At 61.4% G+C, this 17,534-nt stretch carries 18 protein-coding genes and 1 other RNA gene; 10 read left to right on the forward strand and 9 right to left on the reverse strand.

Annotated features, from left to right (window positions below; genetic code table 11):
• Nucleotides 1–101 precede the first annotated feature (101 nt).
• Nucleotides 102–293 (forward strand): DUF1192 domain-containing protein, encoded by a 192-nt coding sequence (locus K2Q04_RS17840; RefSeq protein ID WP_291166052.1) that lies wholly within the window; start codon nt 102–104, stop codon nt 291–293.
• 382 nt (nt 294–675) lie between these two features.
• Entirely contained in the window at nt 676–1,224 is a 549-nt protein-coding gene (locus K2Q04_RS17845; RefSeq protein ID WP_291166054.1) for a DUF1465 family protein, read from the forward strand.
• A gap of 85 nt (nt 1,225–1,309) precedes the next feature.
• On the opposite strand, the gene rpmE is transcribed toward K2Q04_RS17845, so the two are convergent.
• Entirely contained in the window at nt 1,310–1,534 is a 225-nt protein-coding gene (gene rpmE, locus K2Q04_RS17850) for a 50S ribosomal protein L31 (RefSeq protein ID WP_291166060.1), read from the reverse strand.
• A 286-nt stretch (nt 1,535–1,820) separates the two neighbouring features.
• On the opposite strand from rpmE, the gene K2Q04_RS17855 reads away from it, so the two are divergent.
• Nucleotides 1,821–3,644 carry an ABC transporter transmembrane domain-containing protein gene (locus tag K2Q04_RS17855; protein ID WP_291166062.1) on the forward strand — a complete coding sequence of 608 codons (1,824 nt, stop codon included), beginning with the start codon at nt 1,821–1,823 and terminating at the stop codon, nt 3,642–3,644.
• A 243-nt stretch (nt 3,645–3,887) separates the two neighbouring features.
• On the opposite strand, the gene K2Q04_RS17860 is transcribed toward K2Q04_RS17855, so the two are convergent.
• The 5 genes from K2Q04_RS17860 to K2Q04_RS17880 form a co-directional block, all read right to left on the reverse strand.
• A complete protein-coding gene (locus tag K2Q04_RS17860; RefSeq protein WP_291166065.1) occupies nt 3,888–4,916 on the reverse strand; it encodes a peptidoglycan -binding protein in 1,029 nt (342 codons plus the stop codon).
• A gap of 6 nt (nt 4,917–4,922) precedes the next feature.
• Nucleotides 4,923–5,972 carry a flagellar motor protein MotA gene (locus K2Q04_RS17865; protein WP_291166067.1) on the reverse strand — a complete coding sequence of 350 codons (1,050 nt, stop codon included), beginning with the start codon at nt 5,970–5,972 and terminating at the stop codon, nt 4,923–4,925.
• 118 nt (nt 5,973–6,090) lie between these two features.
• Nucleotides 6,091–6,885 (reverse strand): inositol monophosphatase family protein, encoded by a 795-nt coding sequence (locus tag K2Q04_RS17870; protein ID WP_291166071.1) that lies wholly within the window; start codon nt 6,883–6,885, stop codon nt 6,091–6,093.
• Nucleotides 6,886–6,985: 100 nt separating this feature from the next.
• A complete protein-coding gene (locus K2Q04_RS17875) occupies nt 6,986–8,077 on the reverse strand; it encodes a tetratricopeptide repeat protein (RefSeq protein ID WP_291166073.1) in 1,092 nt (363 codons plus the stop codon).
• Entirely contained in the window at nt 8,074–8,727 is a 654-nt protein-coding gene (locus K2Q04_RS17880) for a thiamine phosphate synthase (RefSeq protein WP_291166075.1), read from the reverse strand. Before K2Q04_RS17880 ends, K2Q04_RS17875 begins: the two co-directional genes overlap by 4 nt.
• A gap of 336 nt (nt 8,728–9,063) precedes the next feature.
• On the opposite strand from K2Q04_RS17880, the gene K2Q04_RS17885 reads away from it, so the two are divergent.
• A complete protein-coding gene (locus tag K2Q04_RS17885; RefSeq protein WP_291166077.1) occupies nt 9,064–11,400 on the forward strand; it encodes a L,D-transpeptidase family protein in 2,337 nt (778 codons plus the stop codon).
• Nucleotides 11,401–11,481: 81 nt separating this feature from the next.
• Here K2Q04_RS17885 and K2Q04_RS17890 read toward each other — a convergent pair whose 3' ends face one another.
• On the reverse strand, nt 11,482–12,516 hold the full coding sequence (locus K2Q04_RS17890; RefSeq protein WP_291166079.1) for a class I fructose-bisphosphate aldolase: 1,035 nt from the start codon (nt 12,514–12,516) through the stop codon (nt 11,482–11,484).
• 76 nt (nt 12,517–12,592) lie between these two features.
• The gene (gap, locus tag K2Q04_RS17895; RefSeq protein ID WP_291166081.1) at nt 12,593–13,603 is read right to left on the reverse strand and encodes a type I glyceraldehyde-3-phosphate dehydrogenase; all 1,011 of its coding nucleotides are present in this window, start codon (nt 13,601–13,603) and stop codon (nt 12,593–12,595) included.
• A gap of 280 nt (nt 13,604–13,883) precedes the next feature.
• Between gap and K2Q04_RS17900 the strand changes: the two genes are divergently transcribed.
• From K2Q04_RS17900 to K2Q04_RS17925, 6 genes are all read left to right on the forward strand, one after another.
• The gene (locus K2Q04_RS17900; RefSeq protein WP_291166083.1) at nt 13,884–14,105 is read left to right on the forward strand and encodes a hypothetical protein; all 222 of its coding nucleotides are present in this window, start codon (nt 13,884–13,886) and stop codon (nt 14,103–14,105) included.
• Between the two features lie 46 nt (nt 14,106–14,151).
• On the forward strand, nt 14,152–14,499 hold the full coding sequence (locus K2Q04_RS17905; RefSeq protein ID WP_291166085.1) for a cell division protein ZapA: 348 nt from the start codon (nt 14,152–14,154) through the stop codon (nt 14,497–14,499).
• Nucleotides 14,500–14,587: 88 nt separating this feature from the next.
• Nucleotides 14,588–14,747, forward strand: a non-coding RNA gene (ssrS, locus tag K2Q04_RS17910) — 6S RNA.
• Between the two features lie 32 nt (nt 14,748–14,779).
• Nucleotides 14,780–15,355 (forward strand): 5-formyltetrahydrofolate cyclo-ligase, encoded by a 576-nt coding sequence (locus K2Q04_RS17915; protein ID WP_291166087.1) that lies wholly within the window; start codon nt 14,780–14,782, stop codon nt 15,353–15,355.
• A gap of 13 nt (nt 15,356–15,368) precedes the next feature.
• Entirely contained in the window at nt 15,369–16,196 is an 828-nt protein-coding gene (locus tag K2Q04_RS17920) for a TIGR00282 family metallophosphoesterase (protein WP_291166089.1), read from the forward strand.
• A 97-nt stretch (nt 16,197–16,293) separates the two neighbouring features.
• A complete protein-coding gene (locus K2Q04_RS17925; protein WP_291166091.1) occupies nt 16,294–17,043 on the forward strand; it encodes a YebC/PmpR family DNA-binding transcriptional regulator in 750 nt (249 codons plus the stop codon).
• A 24-nt stretch (nt 17,044–17,067) separates the two neighbouring features.
• On the opposite strand, the gene K2Q04_RS17930 is transcribed toward K2Q04_RS17925, so the two are convergent.
• A complete protein-coding gene (locus tag K2Q04_RS17930; RefSeq protein WP_291166093.1) occupies nt 17,068–17,385 on the reverse strand; it encodes a hypothetical protein in 318 nt (105 codons plus the stop codon).
• Nucleotides 17,386–17,534 lie beyond the last annotated feature (149 nt).

A 17,534-nucleotide genomic window follows, 5' to 3' on the forward strand; every position in this document is an offset into this window, starting at 1 on the left:
CCAAGCGGGGCAAGCGTTGCGCGCGTGGTGGCGGCCAACTCTCGACGCCCCCTCGCGTCTCAAATAAGCTGAGCGACAAAAGAAAAGTTGGAGGAACAGTCATGGACCTCGATGATCTGATGCCGGGAAAGAAACCGAGCGGCGCGGCTATCGGAGATAACCTCGAAACGCTGTCGGTCGCGGAGCTTGAAAAGCGGATCGCAGACCTCAACGCGGAGATCGCGCGCGTGAACGTGGAACTCGATCGCAAGCGCCAGCACGAAGCGGCCGCGCGTGCGCTTTTCAAGTCGTGAAGCGGCTCTGAAGCATCTATTTTGAAATGCGCTTTGCGGTGTCCGATTTTGGGATCGGATCAATTCGGCGCGATGTTTCGATTTGCTAACGTTGGAACAGTGAGCGGACGGTTTCACTTAACTGAACTTTAAGCATATCGGGCCATTTTGAGCCTCGATCCAGGCCATCTGGATAAAAGCGGCCCCTCTGCCGCTTGTTGACGCCTCACTGTTGACCTTCGAGCCGCTCTTTGAGGGCGGCTCTTTTTTTGCATTGTCCACAGGAGGTTCGCCGGAAGTGGGGATAGATGCCCCGTTTTGGGCATTCTTCTTAACTATGGTGCACTAATGTCAGTTCGTGGTAGCAGTTGCGGACGGGTAAGCGTTTGTATCGTTGAGGGTCATGAGTAACGTATATCGCGTGGACGGCGCGCCTGCGGGCGGCGCCACAACGGTCTCGTTCGGTGAGCGGTTTCAGTCCTCCGAGCAGTTTGACCACATCTTCAAGGAAGGCATGGCGCTCGTCGAGCGCACGGCGAGCTACCTTGATGGACCGGGGCGGAAAGAGGCCAAGGATCTCGTAGGCGGCGTGGGGGTGCTCTATGCCACCGAAAGCATGAGGCTTACAACTCGGCTGCTCGACCTTGCTTCGTGGCTCTTGATCCGGCGCGCGCTGCGTGAGGGTGAGATCACCGATGAAGAGGCTCAGAAGAAGCGCCGCCGCGTGAAGCTACAGGCTTTCGGCCGCCCGTCGCATGTCAAAGGTTATACCGACCTTCCGCAAGGTTTGCAGAACCTGATCGAAGAGAGCTTCCAGCTTCACGATCGTATCTCGCAGCTCGATCGCGTGTTGGCGAAGCCTTCCGCTGCCGAGACGCCGCAAGCGGCCGTCAATCCGGTTGCACAGCAGGTGGGCCTGCTCGAGCGCGCATTTTCAGTCAAATTCAGCTGAATTCAAAGTCAGTCCGAACGCAAAAGGCCCGGTCGCGAGACCGGGCCTTTGCTTTTCCAGAGAGTGCGTTCGACGCCTTTGGCGATCAGAACATGCCCTCGAACTTCTTCTTGAAGCGCGACAGGCGGCCGCCACGGTCCATCAACTTCGCGTCGCCGCCGGTCCAGGCCGGATGCGTCTTCGGGTCGATGTCGAGCGCCAGCGTGTCGCCGGCCTTGCCGTAGGTCGAATAGGTCGTGAATTCCGTTCCGTCCGTCATCACCACCTTGATCTGGTGGTAATCCGGGTGAAGGTCGGCGTCTTTCTTCATGGCCTTGTGTCCGTCTTAAATGCGATTTTCACGGCGAAGCTCCAACGAGCTTCGGCCCCGGTATGTGCAGAGGGGACTGAATTGGCGCGTTCTTTAGCCGAGATAAGCCTGCCGCACAAGGCCGGATAACGGCCTCAAGTCGGGTCTAACCTGAGGAAACTGTAAGCCTTCCGGGCCAAAAAGCGGCCCATTGTCTCTTGAGCCCGGCTGCCCGGTGGGGCATGGTCCGGGCCGGCTTCAGGGTTGAAATATCTTGTTTCCCCAAGCTTTGGACCAAAAAAGGCCGATGAGCAGCGACGTAGCAGATCAGGGCTCGGAACGGGCCCAGCCCGACGATGAAAACACGCGGCAATCGAGGCGCTTGGCGCTCAAGCCGCTCTTAACGCTGAAGCCGCTGATCCTCAGTCACAAGGGCGCCCTGTGGGGCGCGATCATCGCACTGGTCGTCTCGGCGATTGCGATGCTTTCGGTGCCGCTTGCTGTCCGCCGGATGATCGACAACGGTTTTGGCGGCAACGATTCAACGCTGATCAACAACTACTTCCTGACGATCATCGCCATCGGCCTCGTCATCGCGATCGCGAGCCCGGCCCGCTTTTATTTCGTGAACTGGATCGGCGAACGGGTCGTTGCCGACCTTCGAGCCAAGGTTTTCGCGCAGCTCGCAAAGCTCGGCCCCGCTTACTTCGATCTCAATCACTCCGGCGAGATCATGAGCCGGCTGACGGCGGACACCACGCAGATCAAGGCCGTCGCCGGGACGGCGCTCAGTCAGGCGGCGCGCAACGCGATCATGCTGATCGGCGCGCTCGTCATGATGTTCATCACCAGCCCCAATCTGTCGGCACTGGTGTTCCTGGCCATTCCCATCATCGTTCTGCCGCTCGTCGGATTCGGGCGGGTCGTGCGGCGGTTGTCGCGGCAGGCTCAGGATACGCTCGGCGAGGCTTCGGCTTACGCCTCGGAAAACCTCGGCGCCTACCGGACGATGCAGGCGTACGTGAACGAGAAGACGGTTTCCGATCGCTTTGCGCGCGCCGTCGAGCGGACGTTCGCAGCAGCGCGGCGGCGGATGCTGGCCCGCGCGGCACTGACCTTCGTCGCTATCATGCTCACGGTCGTGAGCGTCACGGGTGTGCTTTGGTATGGCGCATCCGAGGTCATTGTCGGCGATATGACCGGCGGGCGGCTCGGGCAATTCGTTCTTTACGCGCTCTTTGCTGCCGGCGCGCTGGCCGAACTTTCGGAAGTGTGGGGCGAGATGAGCCAGGCTGCCGGCGCCGCCGAGCGGCTTTCGGAAATGATGGCGACGGTACCCGATATCCGTTCCCCCGAGCATCCAACGCCGTTGCCCGAACCTTCAACCGGCACCATCGCATTCGAGAACGTGAGCTTCACCTATCCGACGCGCCCCGCCGAGAAGGCGCTCGATAGCGTATCGTTTCGGGCAAATACCGGCGAGACGCTGGCGCTTGTCGGCGCTTCGGGTTCGGGCAAGTCGACGATCTTCAACTTGCTCCTTCGTTTCTATGATCCCAACGAAGGCGTCGTTCGCGTCGATGGCGTAAATGTCAAAGAGGCCGACGTCGCCGCTCTGCGCCGTCTCATTGCGCTCGTGCCGCAAGACGTTGCTCTCTTTGCCGACACGGTCGCGGAGAACATCCGTTACGGAACGCCGGGAGCGACGCTTTCGGAAGTTCGACGGGCTGCGACGGCGGCCCAGGCGGACGACTTCATTCGCCGCCTTCCGGACGGTTACAATACCAAGCTCGGCGAACGCGGGACCTCGCTTTCGGGCGGGCAGCGCCAGCGGATTGCCATTGCACGCGCCATTTTGAAAAATGCTCCCATCCTGCTGCTCGACGAGGCGACGAGCGCGCTCGACGCCGAGAGCGAAGGGGCTGTGCAGCGCGCGCTCGAAGACCTGATGAAGGACCGGACGAGCATCGTCATCGCGCATCGACTCGCGACTGTTCAGAAGGCCGACCGCATTCTCGTCATGGAAAAGGGGCGGATCGTCGAGGCCGGGACGCATGTCGAGCTTGTCCGCCGAGGCGGGATTTATGCGCACCTCGCCGAGCTTCAATTCGGGCGCGAAGCCGCCGAGTAGACGGCTCGACGGACGCTCTTTAACGTTTCATTAACTTCCGCGTGCTGATCATCACTCTCATGAAAGCTCTGACGGTCATTGTCGTTCTGTTCGGCTGTTTCGCGTACGATATCTCGTACAACAACGCCGAGCTGATCCGTTGGCTCGCGGACGCGCTTAGAATTTCTTGATCGTTGGTGCCCGGCGACAGCTTTTTGCTTTGTGCCCGGCGACACGCGTTCCGCGCGCCGGCCGCCGGTCACGTTACCGGTTGGTCAGCTTCAGCTCGATGCGGCGGTTCTTTTGGAAGGCCTCTTCCGTCAGGCCCGGATCGATCGGTGCAAATTCGCCGTAGCCCGCGGCCACGAGGCGATCGGGCGGCACACCGCGCGATATCAGGTATTTGACGACGGACGAGGCTCGCGCGGTCGACAATTCCCAGTTCGATGGAAACTGCGATCTCGAGATCGGGCGGATGTCAGTGTGGCCGTTGATCTGCAGCGCCCAGTCGATGTCGGGCGGGATTTCCTTTTGAAGCTCCAGGATCGCCGATGCGATCTGATCCATCGCAGCGTCACCCTCTGGCGTCAGCGTCGCCGATCCGGCCGGGAACAGGACTTCCGATTCAAACACGAAGCGGTCGCCCGCGATGCGGATGTCCTTGCGGTCTTTCAGTAGTTCTCTCAGGCGGCCGAAGAAATCGGAGCGATAGCGCTTCAGTTCCTGCACCTGCTGCGCGAGCGCGGTGTTCAGTCGGGCGCCGAGGTCCTTGATGGTCTTGTCGCTCTCGGTCGTCTTCTTCTGTGAAGCATCGAGCGCGTCGCTCAGTGCGGCGATCTGGCGGCGCAGGGCGACGAGCTGCTGATTGAGCAGGTCAACCTTCGACAGCGCTTCGGCGGAAATGTTCTTCTGCTTGTCGAGATCAGCGCCGAGCGAGGCGATCCGGCCTTCCGCCGCTTTGGCGCGGTCGTCGGCGCCGAGACCTGCGCCCGTCAATTTCTCATTGTCGGCTTTCAGAGACGAGAGAGAGGCTTGCAGGGCCGCGAGATCGTCCTGGGCCGACTGCGATTTGCCTTTCTCGAGCGAAAGCATCGAGGTCAGCTCGCTGATCTGCTGGGTCAGACGCTGTAGGGCGGAGTCTTTCCCCGTTGCCTCTTGGGCCGAGAAATATTGGGCGATCATGAAGATCGACATCAACAGCGTGACGACGAGAAGAAGTGTCGACAGCACGTCGACGTAGGCCGGCCAGAATTCCCCGTATTCACCGCTGCGACGGGACCGTCCGCGTGCCATGCGTCTTTAAACTCCGCGCTTCATGGCGTCGGCAAGGTTGCGCAACATGGCGGCGACCTCGGCTTGGCTTTGCGCCTGCTCGTCGACCCACTCGCGGACGACTTTCTGCTCCGAGCGCATCTGCGTGACGAGCTGGTTGACGCCGCGCGCGAGGTCCCGGACGTCGTCCTGGGGGGGCCCGGCTCTCGCAGGCACGGCAGCCTGATCGACGACGCGGTTCGCAAAGTCCTCCAGCGAGCGCTGCATTTCGACAACCGCCGACAGGAGCTGGCGATTGACGTAATCATTCGTATGGGCGCCGGTGCCAGCAGGTGTCAGCTCGGTGATGCCCGACAGCCATTCCTCGAGCTCGTTGTAAAAGCGGTTATGGGCGTGGCTCGCCTGAAGCTCGAGGAAGCCCAGAACGAGCGAGCCCGATAGACCCAGCAGTGATGACGAGAACGCGGTGCCCATGCCCTTCAACGGCGCGGAGAGGCCGGCCTTCAGGTCGCTGAAGAGCTGGACGTTATCGGTCGCTTTGCTGTCCAGCGTGTCGATGGCGGCGCCGACCGACTGGATGGTCTCCAGGAGGCCCCAAAACGTTCCGAGCAGGCCGAGAAAGACGAGCAGGCCGACAAGGTAGCGGCCGGTGTCCCGGGCTTCGTCGAGCCTGGAGCCGATCGAATCCATGAACGAGCGCATGGCGGCAGTCGACAGCGAAAGGGTGCCGGTCCGGTCGCGCAGCATCGTCGCCATCGGCGCCAGCAGCACGGGGCGGGCGCTGATCGAGAGGCCGGGGTCGGAGATGCGGTAGGCGTTAACCCAGCGGATTTCGGGGTAGAGGCGGAAGACCTGGCGGTAGGCGTAAATGATGCCGAGCGCCAACGCCCCGACAATGAGGCCGTTAAGGCCCGGGTTGTTCAGAAACGAGTGCTTCAATTGATCGAACAGAATGGCGGCGAGAAAACCCACCAGCGTCAAAAAAATCGTCATGCGCAGCAGGAAGACACCGGGTGGTGTCAACCGCCGTGATACCGGGGCCAGTGCCGAAGCATCGCCCGGGCGGATCTTCGCCATTCGTCCTTGCCTCCGGAACGCCCCGCTGGTCCTGCAGAACCTTAGCGCAAGGCTGTTCCATCGAAAACGGGCAACATCATGCCAAACTGGCGGCCGCCCCGCGGCTATGCGGCCCGATTCAGGCTTTATTGAAGAGGAATGACCCCAAAGCTTTGTGAATGTAGGGGTTGGCGGCGATAATGTCGCCGGATTCCATCATTTTGTCGCCACCGGCCAAATCGGTGACGAAGGCGCCAGCCTCACGCGCGATGACGATGCCGGCCGCAACGTCCCATGGCTGAAGATTGTGTTCCCAGTAGGCGTCGAACCGCCCTGCCGCAACGAAGGCGAGGTCGAGCGCGGCCGAGCCTGTCCGGCGGATGCCCGCGACTTCGTTCATCAAGAGGTCCATCTCTTTCAGGTAGCGCGCCTTGCCCTCGCGGCCGCGGTGGGGAATTCCAGTCGTCACGAGCGCGTCGCCGAGGTTTTTGCGGGCCGCGACACGCAGGCGGCGATCGTTCATGTACGCGCCCTTGCCTTTTTCGGCCGTGAAAAGCTCGTCGCTCGCAGGATTGTAAATGACGCCCGCAACGAGTTGGCCTTCGCGTTCGAGGCCGATCGAGACTGCGAACAGCGGGTTCGAATGCAGGAAGTTGGTCGTGCCGTCGAGCGGATCGACGATCCAGCGGTGCGTTTTGTCGGCGCCGACGATCTCGCCGCGTTCTTCCATGAGAAAACCATAGGTGCCGCGCGACTTCGACAGCTCCTTGAAGATGATGTCTTCGGCCTTGTGGTCGGCCGCGGATACGAAATTGGCCGGTCCCTTGATCGAGACCTGCAGGTGCTCCACCTCGCCGAAATCGCGCGTGAGGCTACGCCCCGCCTTGCGTGCAGCCGAGATCATGACGTTGAGTGTCGGGGATACGTTATTCATTTCGTTGATCCGGACGGGCGCAAAAAGGGGAGAGCCGGGCTCTAACGGCTCTTCGACCCCGTGGCAAGGCGACTGAAAGGCCAAAGCGCCCAGTGAATGGCTACTGGAGTTCGGCCATGCCGGGATCGGCGCGAATACGATCTGCCCAGGCGGACGCTTCGGCTTCCGCTTTCTGGCGGTCGGCCTTGGGCATGTTCGCAATCCGCGCGTCGAGCTCGTCGTCTTCGAAACCATGCTTTTTGGCAATGAGCCGCCACTTGGCGCCTTCGACCGGATCTTTCTTTACCTTGATGCCGTCGAAGTAGACGTAGGCCAAACGGTTCTGGGCGCCCGCGATGCCCTTGTCGGCCGCGGCTTTCATCAGAACTGGGATTTTGGGCTCGTCTTTCGTAAGGCCCATGCCTTGGATCAGTCTCACGGCGTAATCGTACTGCGCCTCGGGATAGCCCTGCTCGGCTGCTCGGGACAGCCAACGGGCTGCTTCGAGCGCGTCGGCAGCGACGCCCGATCCGGTCTGATAAAGTTCGGAGAGATCGTACTGCGCCTGAGGCAAGCCCTTTTCGGCGGCGTAGCGGATGTGCTGATAGGCGCGAATGGGGTTTTCGGGTTTGCCGTCGCCTTTGAGGAAAAGAAGGCCGAGATTGTAATTGGCTTCGGCGTGGCCGGTCAGCGCCGCTTTTTCGAACAGCTCGGCGGCGGCCTTGCGATCCTTTTTCACGCCGCGGCCTTCGGCATACGAGAGGCCGAGCGCGAACGTTCCCTGCATGTCGCCGAGGTCGGACGCGCGCTTGTAATATTCGAAAGCCTTCTTGTCGTCCTTTTGGACGCCCAGCCCTTCCGTGTAAATCCGCGCGATCAGCGTGTTGGCCTGCGGTTCGCCGCGCGCGGCTGCATCTTCCGCAAGCTTGAGAGCCGTCAGGTACTGGCCCTGATCGAAGGCCGTATAGGCCGCGTCGTCGCCGGTCGCGGGCACGATCGAGGGAATTGTTTTCTGGATTTCGGACGTGCCCTGTTGCGCTGGAGGCGTCGGTGAAGGCGCCTTCTTCGGCGAAGGCGCGAGCTTCGGCACAGGCGTTTCGGTATCGCGCGAGAACCACGAGCTGTTGTCCGCCAAGAGCGGAGCAGCCGCGCCAAAGCCGGCGAGCATCAGGACTGCGAGCGGTACGATGAACTTCGTCGCGCGTGCTGTCATTTCGCTGGCTCCGGAGTCCTTATGGCCTCGGAAAATTCCCGAATGCGCGCCGCGGCTGCTGCTTCCGTATCCTGTGGTCCGAGCCGAACGGAAACGAAGTCGGCGCCGGCCGCGGCGAGACGGTGAGCTGCGTCCTGATCGTCGACATCAAAGGCGACGGAGGGGATTTCGAATACTTCGTTCCACCATTCGATCAGGTCGATTTGGCGCTCGGCGGCGCGTTCGCGGTCTTCGACGTGGGGCGGAACGCCGAACGCAACGTAATCGGCACCTGCTTCGGCGACTTCCATCGCGTCGTGGCGGCTGCGTCCGGCATCCACTCCGATGATCGTTCCCGCCGGCGCCGATTGCTTCAATGTTTTGAATTGACGGACGATATCGCGCGACCACGGCAGGTGGATGCCGTCGGCGCCGAGCTTTGTGGCGTCCTCCAGACTTGAAGCGACGAGCGCCGCGATATTCCTCTTCTGAGCCTCTGCTACGAGCTTGCGGGCCAGTGCTTCGTCCACAGACGTTCCATCAGCGGAGCGGATAAGAACGCTCGCGATCGTGGCGGCGCCGGACGCCGCGGCGAGCAGGCTCACCGCGTGCGCTGCGGGAGATCCCGCGTCAATCTCGAAGTCAAGGTAGAGGCTGGTGGCGCTCGACAAGCGATAGGCTCCGGTTCAGGCCCGCTCTTCAAAGCCGATTGCGGCGGAAACAAGAAGCGGGCGGCTTTCAACGTGGATTGGCAAGGCTGTTTGCCAACGTGGTTTGGGGCACTGGGTTGCAGTAATCGGCGCTATACTCAAGACGATTCGAGTTTTCTCAGTCACAGACGGGTTTTTTCGCCGGAATCCGGGGCGTTGGCAGTTTACCAGTTTGGGGGAACGGGCCAATGTCGCCCCATCTCTGAGTTTCGGCGTTTTTCCGCCAACTTGAGGGCTCACGTAGTGTCGGCAACGCTGGCATCGCCGCGCCTCTCGCCTATCGGAGCCACACGGGGAATGATCAAATTTTCTCTTCGCCTTCTGGGCGTCAGCTTGCTGGGGATCGGTGCAATCGGCGTCAATTCGGCTGCAATGGCCGAGCCCCCTGTTCAAATTTCATCAGAGAGTGGAACGACGACGTATTTTCCGCCGTCGAACACGACGACGGGCGCTATTCCCGCTTCGGAGGCTGCGAAAGACGCGGCTGCGGCCGCTGCTACAACACCTGAAGCGCCTCCTGCTGCTGGACTTCCGGCTTCGACACCAACTTCTCCCGCGACCGCTGCAGTAACGCCGCCGACCGAAACGCCCGCACCTGCCGCGCCGAGCGTATCCGCGCCGCCTCCGTCGGATGCAGCTCCCGCTGCTGTCACTCCAGCTGCTACCACTCCCGCCGCTACTCCGGCGCCCGCCGCTGTTGAGCCGGCCGCTGCGCCCGCGGATAGCGCCGTTCAACCAAAGACCGAACCGACCCCCGCTGTCGCGGCTCCAGTCGCGCCGCCCGTCAACCCGATCGTGGAGGCCGCGCGCGCGAGGCTCGGCGACAAGGCGCTCTCCGGCCGGGAATACATCGGCGTGGACGTTGCAGCCGCGCGCGACTTCTACAATTCTCGGACCGAGCCGCTATGGGTGGATGACAGCGGCTTCACGCATAAAGCCAAGGCCGTCATTTCGACGCTCCGAACCGCCGACGATTGGGGGCTCGAGCCTTCCGATTTCGTTGTGGCGAACGTAGCAAGCGGCGCGAATGCAGAGGCGCTGGGCGCTGCTGACGTGCAGCTCACGCTTGCCGCTCTGAAATATGCTCGCTTTGCACGCGGGGGCCGTCTCGATCCCGTGGCGCTGAGCAACATTCTCGACATGAAGCCGCCGGTGAAGGACGCAAAGACCGTCATCGGCGAACTGTCGAGTGTTGCGGAGCCTGGCGCTTATCTGCGCGGATTGAATCCGAAACACGTCGGCTTTGAGCGCCTGCGCCAGGCGCTTCTGAAAGCACGCGGCCCGAAGCAGGAAGAAGAGCCCGTCGATCCGGCCCTTGTGGTGAAGCTGCCGCAAGGCAAGCAGCTGAAACCCGGCGCGGAAGACGATCAGATTGCGCTCTTGCGTCAGCGCTTGAAGATGCCTGCCGCAAATCCAGCGGACGAGCGCGTCTATGACGACGAACTCGTCGATGCGGTGCGTGGCATTCAGCGCGACAACGGTCTCAAAGCCAACGGCATTTTGAGCGACCGCGTGCGCACGGCTCTGAACAAGGCGGGAGAGCCGAAGCGCGTCGATCCCAAGCAGAACCTCGACCGGCTCATCGCCAATATGGAGCGTTGGCGCTGGCTGCCGGTGGATCTTGGGCACCTCTACGTGATGAACAACATTCCCGAGTTCACGAGTGAAATCTGGAAGGGCAACCAGCTCGAACTCAAGCAGAAGATGATCGTCGGGCAGACTTCCTGGCCGACGCCTGTGCTCGCTGCGAACATGCAGTTCGTGATTTTCAAGCCGAGCTGGGGGATGCCTGACGGCATCAAGTCCAAGGAGCTTCTGCCGCGCCTCAGAAGCGCGTCGGGCGGCGGCACCGGCATCGGTTTCTTCGATCAGCTGTTCGGCGGTGGCGGCGGAAGCGGCGGCGCGCGCGTGCTCGAAGCCTACAAGCTGCAGGTCTACTACAACGGCCGGCCGGTCGATCCGGATTCGGTCAACTGGAGCACTGCCGATATCCGCCAGTACAGCTTCACGCAGCCGCCTGGCGCAGATAATCCGCTTGGCCTCGTGAAATTCCGGTTCCCAAACCGGCATGATGTTTACATGCACGATACGCCCGAGCGCGGCCTGTTTGCTCAAACCAACCGTGCATTGAGCCATGGCTGCTTGCGCGTCGAGGAGCCACGGCGCACGGCTGAGGTGTTGCTTGCGGAAGACAAGGGTTATTCGCCTGAAAAAGTCGGCCAGCTCTGGGACAGCGGCGCGAGCGTTACGCTTTCAAAGGAAGTGCCGGTCTACCTCGTCTACTTCACGGCTCGCGTCGACGACGATGGGCGTCTCCTGAACTACGCAGACATCTACGGTCATGACGGGCGCATCATGTCGGCGCTGCGCGGCCGTCCGGTTCGCTATACGGCGCCCGAGGCCTTCGATCCGGCTGAAACGAGCGCACGCAGCGGCGTGCCGACCGCGTCCAACGATGCGGGTGGCGCGACTGTTGGTGCCGATGCGGGCTCCGACAGCATGATGGACGCTCCGCCGCCTTCGAAGAAGAACCAGAACCAGAAGAAGAGCGCGTCAGCGAAGCAGCAGAAGCCGCAAGGCAAGAGTACGGGCGGCACCATTCAGGATGCGCTTTCGAACATCTTCTTGAACTAGGCGCGCTGCGATAGAGGCACAAAAAAAGAGCGGATCGTTCGATCCGCTCTTTTTTGTTTGCCAAACTTTGTTTGACCGCGATCAGGCAGCCTTCTCGAGCGTCTCGTTCCATTTGCCGAGAGCGGCAAGGCTGTTCATCTTCGCGCGATGCGTGAATGCGCGCTGGCCGGCTGCAACGTTTTCCGGCTTGCCGCTCCACGCCTGGATCGCTGCTGCTTGCAGCGCCCGGCCGTAGGAGAACGTCAGCGGCCAGGGCAGCGGACCCGAAGCATTCATGAGCGACAGGTGCTTGGTGGCAGCTTCGTCGGACTGGCCGCCCGACAGGAATGCAATTCCCGTAACAGCTGACGGCACCGTCGCCTTCAGGCACTTGATCGTCTTTTCCGCGACTTCGGCGGGGCTCGCCTGCTTCGCGGATTTCTGCCCGGCGATGACCATGTTCGGCTTCAGCACGATGCCCTCGAGTTGGACACGCGCGTCGTAAAGTTCGCGGAACACCGTGCGCAGCGTCCATTCCGTCACGCGATAGCATTCGTCGATGTCGTGACCCGAATGCGGGCCGTCCATCAGCACCTCGGGCTCGACGATCGGAACGATGCCGGCTTCCTGGGCGAGGGCTGCATAACGGGCCAGTGCGTGAGCATTGGCCTTGACGCAGTTCCAGCTCGGCAAGCCATCGGCGATGGTGATGACGCCGCGCCACTTCGCGAAGCGAGCGCCGAGCTTGTGGTATTCGGCGAAGCGTTCGCGCAGGCCGTCGAGGCCTTCGGTAACGGTCTCGATCTTCGATGTCGGGCCCGCGAGGGGCTTCGCGCCAACGTCGACCTTGATGCCCGGAATGGAACCCGTCGCCTTCATGATGTCGACGAGCGGTGTGCCGTCCTTCGCCTTCTGCCGGATCGTCTCGTCATAGAGGATGACGCCGGAAACGTAATTCTTCATGCCCTCCGTCGCCCGGAACAGCATCTCGCGGTAATCGCGGCGGCTGTCCTCGGTCGAGGCGAGTTTGATCGTGTCGAAGCGCTTCTTGATCGTGCTCGTGCTTTCGTCGGCAGCGAGAATGCCTTTTCCAGGCGCAACCAGAGCGCGGGCGATATCTTCAAGTCTTTCGCTCATCTTTGCCTCCGTAGGCCGCTTTCAAATTGACTACTCATGAAAACGGGCGCCGTTCATGGCGCCCGTCAGAATTCGGCTAGATGAGCTTTGCCATGGCGACGGCCGTGTCCGCCATGCGGTTCGAAAAGCCCCATTCGTTGTCGTACCACGTGACGACGCGAACGAAGGTCCCGTCGATCACCTTGGTTTGATCGAGCGCCACCGTCGAGGAAGCCGGGTCGTGATTGAGGTCCATCGAGACCAGCTTGTCGCTCGTGATCGCCAGGATGCCAGCGAGGCGGTTCGACTGCGACGCTTCGATGAGGGCGTTGTTCACTTCCTCGGCCGTCGTGTTGCGCTTGGCGACGAACTTGAAGTCGACCAGCGAAACGTTCGGCGTCGGCACGCGCATGGATGCGCCGTCGAGCTTGCCGTTCAGCTCGGGGATGACAAGGCCGACGGCTTTGGCGGCGCCGGTCGTCGTCGGGATGATGTTCAGCGCTGCCGCGCGGCCGCGATAGAGGTCCTTGTGCAGCGTGTCGAGCGTCGGCTGGTCACCCGTGTAGGAGTGGATCGTCGTCATGAAGCCGTGCTGAAGACCGATCGCATTGTGGAGCACGTGGACGACCGGCGCGAGGCAGTTCGTCGTGCACGACGCGTTCGAGACGATCAGATGGTCCTTCGTCAGCTTGTCGTCGTTGACGCCGTAGACGACCGTCAGATCGGCGTTATCGGCAGGAGCCGAAACGAGCACGCGCTTGGCGCCCGCGTCGAGGTGCGCCTTGGCCTTGTCCTTCGATGTGAAGATGCCCGTGCACTCGAGCGCGATGTCGACGCCGAGGGATTTGTGAGGAAGCTCAGCCGGGTTCTTGATCGCGGTAACCTTGATCGGTCCGCTGCCCGCGTCGATCGTGTCGCCTGAGACCTTCACTGGTTTCGGATAACGCCCATGCACGCTGTCATAACGCAGCAGATGCGCGTTCGTTTCGACGGGGCCGAGATCGTTGATGGCGACGACTTCGATATCCGTGCGTCCACTCTCGATGATTGCGCGCAGCACGTTACGGCCGATGCGGCCGAAACCGTTGATCGCCACCTTCACAGTCATTCTCGGGGGTCCTCCGGGGTAAGATTTTATGCTGGGGTTGATGAGATGTAGGCCTCATCACCGTTATCGCCAGTAATTGCGGGTCTTTAACGTCACTTAATGGGCCGCTGTCAATCATTCAGCTCTGTTGAAGGGACGTCCGCGCCTGCAAATCTTTACGTTCGACGGGGTACAACACGGTCTCGTTTATTGACTGCATTTACCTTCGCCACGTAACGTAGAGGGCAAGCATAGGTGATAGATGCGTCAATCGTGTCGCCCGAAAGGGCGATTAGAGGCCATGACTGAACGCAACACCGTTAAGATGAAGCGCGCGGACGACGTCAAGTCGGCCCGCAAACCGGCTGGCGACGTGGAGTTGCGGTCGGAGAACGCGCGCCTTAGGGCCGAGCTCGCGACCGCGCAGCAACGGATTGCGGAGCTTGAGCAGCGGACCGCTGATGCGCTGAACCGGATTGATTGGGTTCTCGATTCGCTTCATAGTCTGCACGAGAGCGGTTGACTTGTGAGCGTCGTTCAAGGGGAGAGCGGCGGAGCTGCCGGATAGAATGGCCGAGGTCCCGTTCACCTTCAATCAACGCACCTATCGCTTCCAGTGCGAAGAGCACGACGCTGGGCGTCTTACCGATATCGTTGATTATTTGAGTTCGAAGCTCGATGCTGTCGTGCGTGAGCACGGGGCCATCGGCGACGAGCGATTAATCTTGATGGCCGCATTGATGGTAACCGACGAGTTGTTCGATGCCCGGGCGGATGTCGACGAATTGCTCGAAGGCAGCTCGCCAGCTGCCAGATCGGCCGCCATTCGCTCGATCAGGGACGAATCCGGCGATGAGACCGACGAGGACCACGAGGACGAAGATCTCGAGCCCGTGCGGCGGCGTGCCAAAGGCTGATGCGGCACAGTACGCGCTCCGTGGCAGCCGGAATCGACAGCCAATCCGGCGGTAACCCTGGATTTTTCCTGCCACCTCACTTAAATCAGACATGCTGCGGGGCTCGTCAGGGACAAATGACCCGGGGGCCTATAAGATCCGCACGGGTGCTGTCCCTGTCCGGAGCCGTGGCTTCGGACACATGGTGCCCACCTACAATCGTAGGGACCACGCGGGATCATGTTCCCAACGGCCTTCGCGGCACTTTTTTCAACGGATAGCGCGTTTGACTGCGGAAGCTATGCCAGACGCAAAGAAAGAACTCAGGGCCGAATCGCTTCTTCGGCGTAAAGAAGCCTTTGAGCGTCACGGAGCGGAGGCGAGCCGCAAGATTGCGGCTCAGGGCCTCGATTTTCTTGGGATCAAGGCCGATACGGTCGTCTCGGGTTTTGCCGCTATCCGCGACGAGATCAATCCGGGGCCGCTGATGGCGTGGCTGCAGGCCGAAGGGTTCCGGCTGGCGCTCCCCGTAATGCAAGGCCGTGGGAAGCCGCTTTTGATGCGATCGTGGTCGCCGGGCGACGCTATGGCGCCGGCCGCTTGGGGGATCGCAGAGCCGCTCGAAGACAAGCCGGCCGTTGACCCCGACGTCGTTCTGGTGCCGCTCCTGGCATTCGACGGACGGGGCTACCGGCTCGGCTACGGCGGCGGTTTCTACGACCGGACGCTCAAGCGATTGAGGGCCTTAAAACCCATCGTCGCTGTCGGAATCGCCTATGATGAACAAAAGGTCGACGCGGTGCCGGTCGAAAGCTATGACGAGAAACTCGACTGGGTTCTGACGCCATCAGGCCCGCAACGTTGCCTCGACCTTTGATCCGGAATTCTTGATGCGTCTTTTGTTTCTCGGCGATATCGTCGGTCGCCCTGGCCGAACGGTGGTTTGTGATGCGTTGCCGGGCCTCATCAAGCGCTATGGATTGGATTTCGTCGTGATCAACGGCGAAAACGCGGCAGGCGGCTTCGGGATTACCGAGGCGATCCTCAACGATCTCATCGATGCCGGCGCCGATTGCGTGACGCTCGGCAATCATTCGTTCGATCAGAAGGACGCTCTGGTCTTCATCGAACGTCACGACCGGCTGATCCGTCCGCTCAATTATCCCAAGGGAACGCCGGGCAAGGGGGCGACCTTGCTCAAGGCGAAGAGCGGGGCGGATGTCCTCGTCGTGAACGCCATGGGCCGTGTTTTCATGACCGAGCTCGACTGCCCGTTCCGTGCCGTTGATAACGAGATTTCCGCGTGCGCGCTGAAGCACGGCGCTGACGCGATCCTCATTGATTTTCACGCCGAAGCGACGAGCGAGAAGCAGGCGCTGGGTCTTTTCCTCGACGGGCGCGTCAGCCTCGTCGTCGGGACGCACACGCACACGCCGACGGCGGACGCCCGCATCCTTTCGAGCGGCACGGCCTATATGTCGGACGCGGGCATGTGCGGCGACTACAACTCGGTTCTCGGCATGGATCCCGACGAGCCGATAAACCGGTTTTTGACCCGCATTCCGCGCGGCCGATACGAGCCGGCGGTCGGACCCGGAACAATTTCGGGATTCGCCGTCGATATCGATGATAAAACGGGTTTGGCCGTGAACGCCGGGCCTTTGCGGCTCGGGCCGCACCTCGAGCCAGCCGTTCCAGCGTTCTGGTCGGGCGCCTGAAGTCCGGCTCGCCGCCGATGTCTTGACCGGGGCGCGGCCGTTGCGCAAAAGACGGGCTTAAGATCAGCGCATATTTCCAAGTCAAGCGAGCACGAGCATGGCCGGCCATTCGCAATTCAAGAACATCATGCACCGCAAGGGCAAGCAGGACGCGATGCGTTCGAAGCTCTTTGCGAAGCTTGCCCGCGAGATCACCGTCGCCGCCAAGTCCGGAACACCCGATCCCGATATGAATCCGCGGCTGCGCCTCGCCATTCAGGAAGCGCGCGCGGAAAATATGCCGAAGGATAATATCGAGCGCGCGATCAAGAAGGCGCAGGGCGGCGATCTCGCGAACTACGAGGCGGTCCGTTACGAGGGCTACGCGCCGGGCGGCGTTGCTGTGATCGTCGAAGCGTTGACGGACAATCGCAACCGCACGGGCGGTGTGGTCAGAAGCGTGTTCACGAAATACAACGGCAACCTCGGTGCGACGGGCGCGGTCAGCCATATGTTCAATCATGTCGGCGAGATCACGTACAAGGCGGCGGCGGGCTCGGCCGAGACCGTTCTCGAAGCGGCCATCGATGCCGGAGCCGACGACGTCGTGTCGGATGCAAACGGTCACGTCATCGCTTGCGGGTTCGAGACATTGGGCACCGTTGCCGCCGATCTCGAGAAGAAGCTCGGCGAAGCTCAAAGCGTCAAAGCAATCTGGAAGCCGAGCCTCACGACGCCCGTCGAGGAGGACAACGCTCAGTCCATCATGAAATTGCTGGCGGCGCTCGAAGACGATGACGACGTGCAGAACGTTTTCGCAAACTTCGAAATTTCCGACGAAGTCATGAAGAAGCTGACTGCGGCTTGACCGAAGCGCTATCGCCGTCTGACGCTATTCTCCGGGATAGAATATTCCGAACACTGCATAAACAAGTCCGGTGATGAGCATCAACAACCCGACGATGCCCGCGAGCTGAGCCATTGCGTTGCGGAAATTTGCGGCCGCTCGCTTCTTCGCCGGGCTCGGCGCGCCGGCCGGGGCCTTCGCCGGAGGATTTTTCAAAAGTTTGTTAATGGCAGCTTCAGTCGTGGCGGCGGCGATTTCGCCTGCAGCGCTGTTGCGCCGGGACCACCGAAATAACCAGAATCCGGCAAGGATCAGCAGTAAACCCGCCACAATCCAGAGCGGATGAGCAAATGTCGGGTCCATGACGTCCTCATCAGTTCGGATTGGTTACGAAAGATGCTGGTCAATCGGCAACACTAAAGCCGAAATCGCGTGCTCTGACGAGGCCCCCTGAGGGCTCCGAGGGGTATCGCGGATCACGTCAAAGGCATTATGATTGGGCAGTATATTGC

The sequence above is a fragment of the Hyphomicrobium sp. genome, from assembly GCF_019753045.1.
GTDB lineage: Bacteria > Pseudomonadota > Alphaproteobacteria > Rhizobiales > Hyphomicrobiaceae > Hyphomicrobium_B.

What these genes read in the sequence shown, in the direction of transcription:
- K2Q04_RS17870 (WP_291166071.1), bottom strand. Translation starts at nt 6,885, where the DNA reads ATGAATAACGTATCCCCGACACTCAACGTCATGATCTCGGCTGCACGC.
- K2Q04_RS17860 (WP_291166065.1), bottom strand. Translation starts at nt 4,916, where the DNA reads ATGGCACGCGGACGGTCCCGTCGCAGCGGTGAATACGGGGAATTCTGG.
- K2Q04_RS17840 (WP_291166052.1), top strand. Translation starts at nt 102, where the DNA reads ATGGACCTCGATGATCTGATGCCGGGAAAGAAACCGAGCGGCGCGGCT.
- K2Q04_RS17915 (WP_291166087.1), top strand. Translation starts at nt 14,780, where the DNA reads ATGCCAGACGCAAAGAAAGAACTCAGGGCCGAATCGCTTCTTCGGCGT.
- K2Q04_RS17925 (WP_291166091.1), top strand. Translation starts at nt 16,294, where the DNA reads ATGGCCGGCCATTCGCAATTCAAGAACATCATGCACCGCAAGGGCAAG.
- K2Q04_RS17930 (WP_291166093.1), bottom strand. Translation starts at nt 17,385, where the DNA reads ATGGACCCGACATTTGCTCATCCGCTCTGGATTGTGGCGGGTTTACTG.
- K2Q04_RS17905 (WP_291166085.1), top strand. Translation starts at nt 14,152, where the DNA reads ATGGCCGAGGTCCCGTTCACCTTCAATCAACGCACCTATCGCTTCCAG.
- K2Q04_RS17890 (WP_291166079.1), bottom strand. Translation starts at nt 12,516, where the DNA reads ATGAGCGAAAGACTTGAAGATATCGCCCGCGCTCTGGTTGCGCCTGGA.
- K2Q04_RS17845 (WP_291166054.1), top strand. Translation starts at nt 676, where the DNA reads ATGAGTAACGTATATCGCGTGGACGGCGCGCCTGCGGGCGGCGCCACA.
- gap (WP_291166081.1), bottom strand. Translation starts at nt 13,603, where the DNA reads ATGACTGTGAAGGTGGCGATCAACGGTTTCGGCCGCATCGGCCGTAAC.
- K2Q04_RS17855 (WP_291166062.1), top strand. Translation starts at nt 1,821, where the DNA reads ATGAGCAGCGACGTAGCAGATCAGGGCTCGGAACGGGCCCAGCCCGAC.
- K2Q04_RS17865 (WP_291166067.1), bottom strand. Translation starts at nt 5,972, where the DNA reads ATGGCGAAGATCCGCCCGGGCGATGCTTCGGCACTGGCCCCGGTATCA.
- K2Q04_RS17885 (WP_291166077.1), top strand. Translation starts at nt 9,064, where the DNA reads ATGATCAAATTTTCTCTTCGCCTTCTGGGCGTCAGCTTGCTGGGGATC.
- K2Q04_RS17875 (WP_291166073.1), bottom strand. Translation starts at nt 8,077, where the DNA reads ATGACAGCACGCGCGACGAAGTTCATCGTACCGCTCGCAGTCCTGATG.
- K2Q04_RS17900 (WP_291166083.1), top strand. Translation starts at nt 13,884, where the DNA reads ATGACTGAACGCAACACCGTTAAGATGAAGCGCGCGGACGACGTCAAG.
- K2Q04_RS17920 (WP_291166089.1), top strand. Translation starts at nt 15,369, where the DNA reads ATGCGTCTTTTGTTTCTCGGCGATATCGTCGGTCGCCCTGGCCGAACG.
- rpmE (WP_291166060.1), bottom strand. Translation starts at nt 1,534, where the DNA reads ATGAAGAAAGACGCCGACCTTCACCCGGATTACCACCAGATCAAGGTG.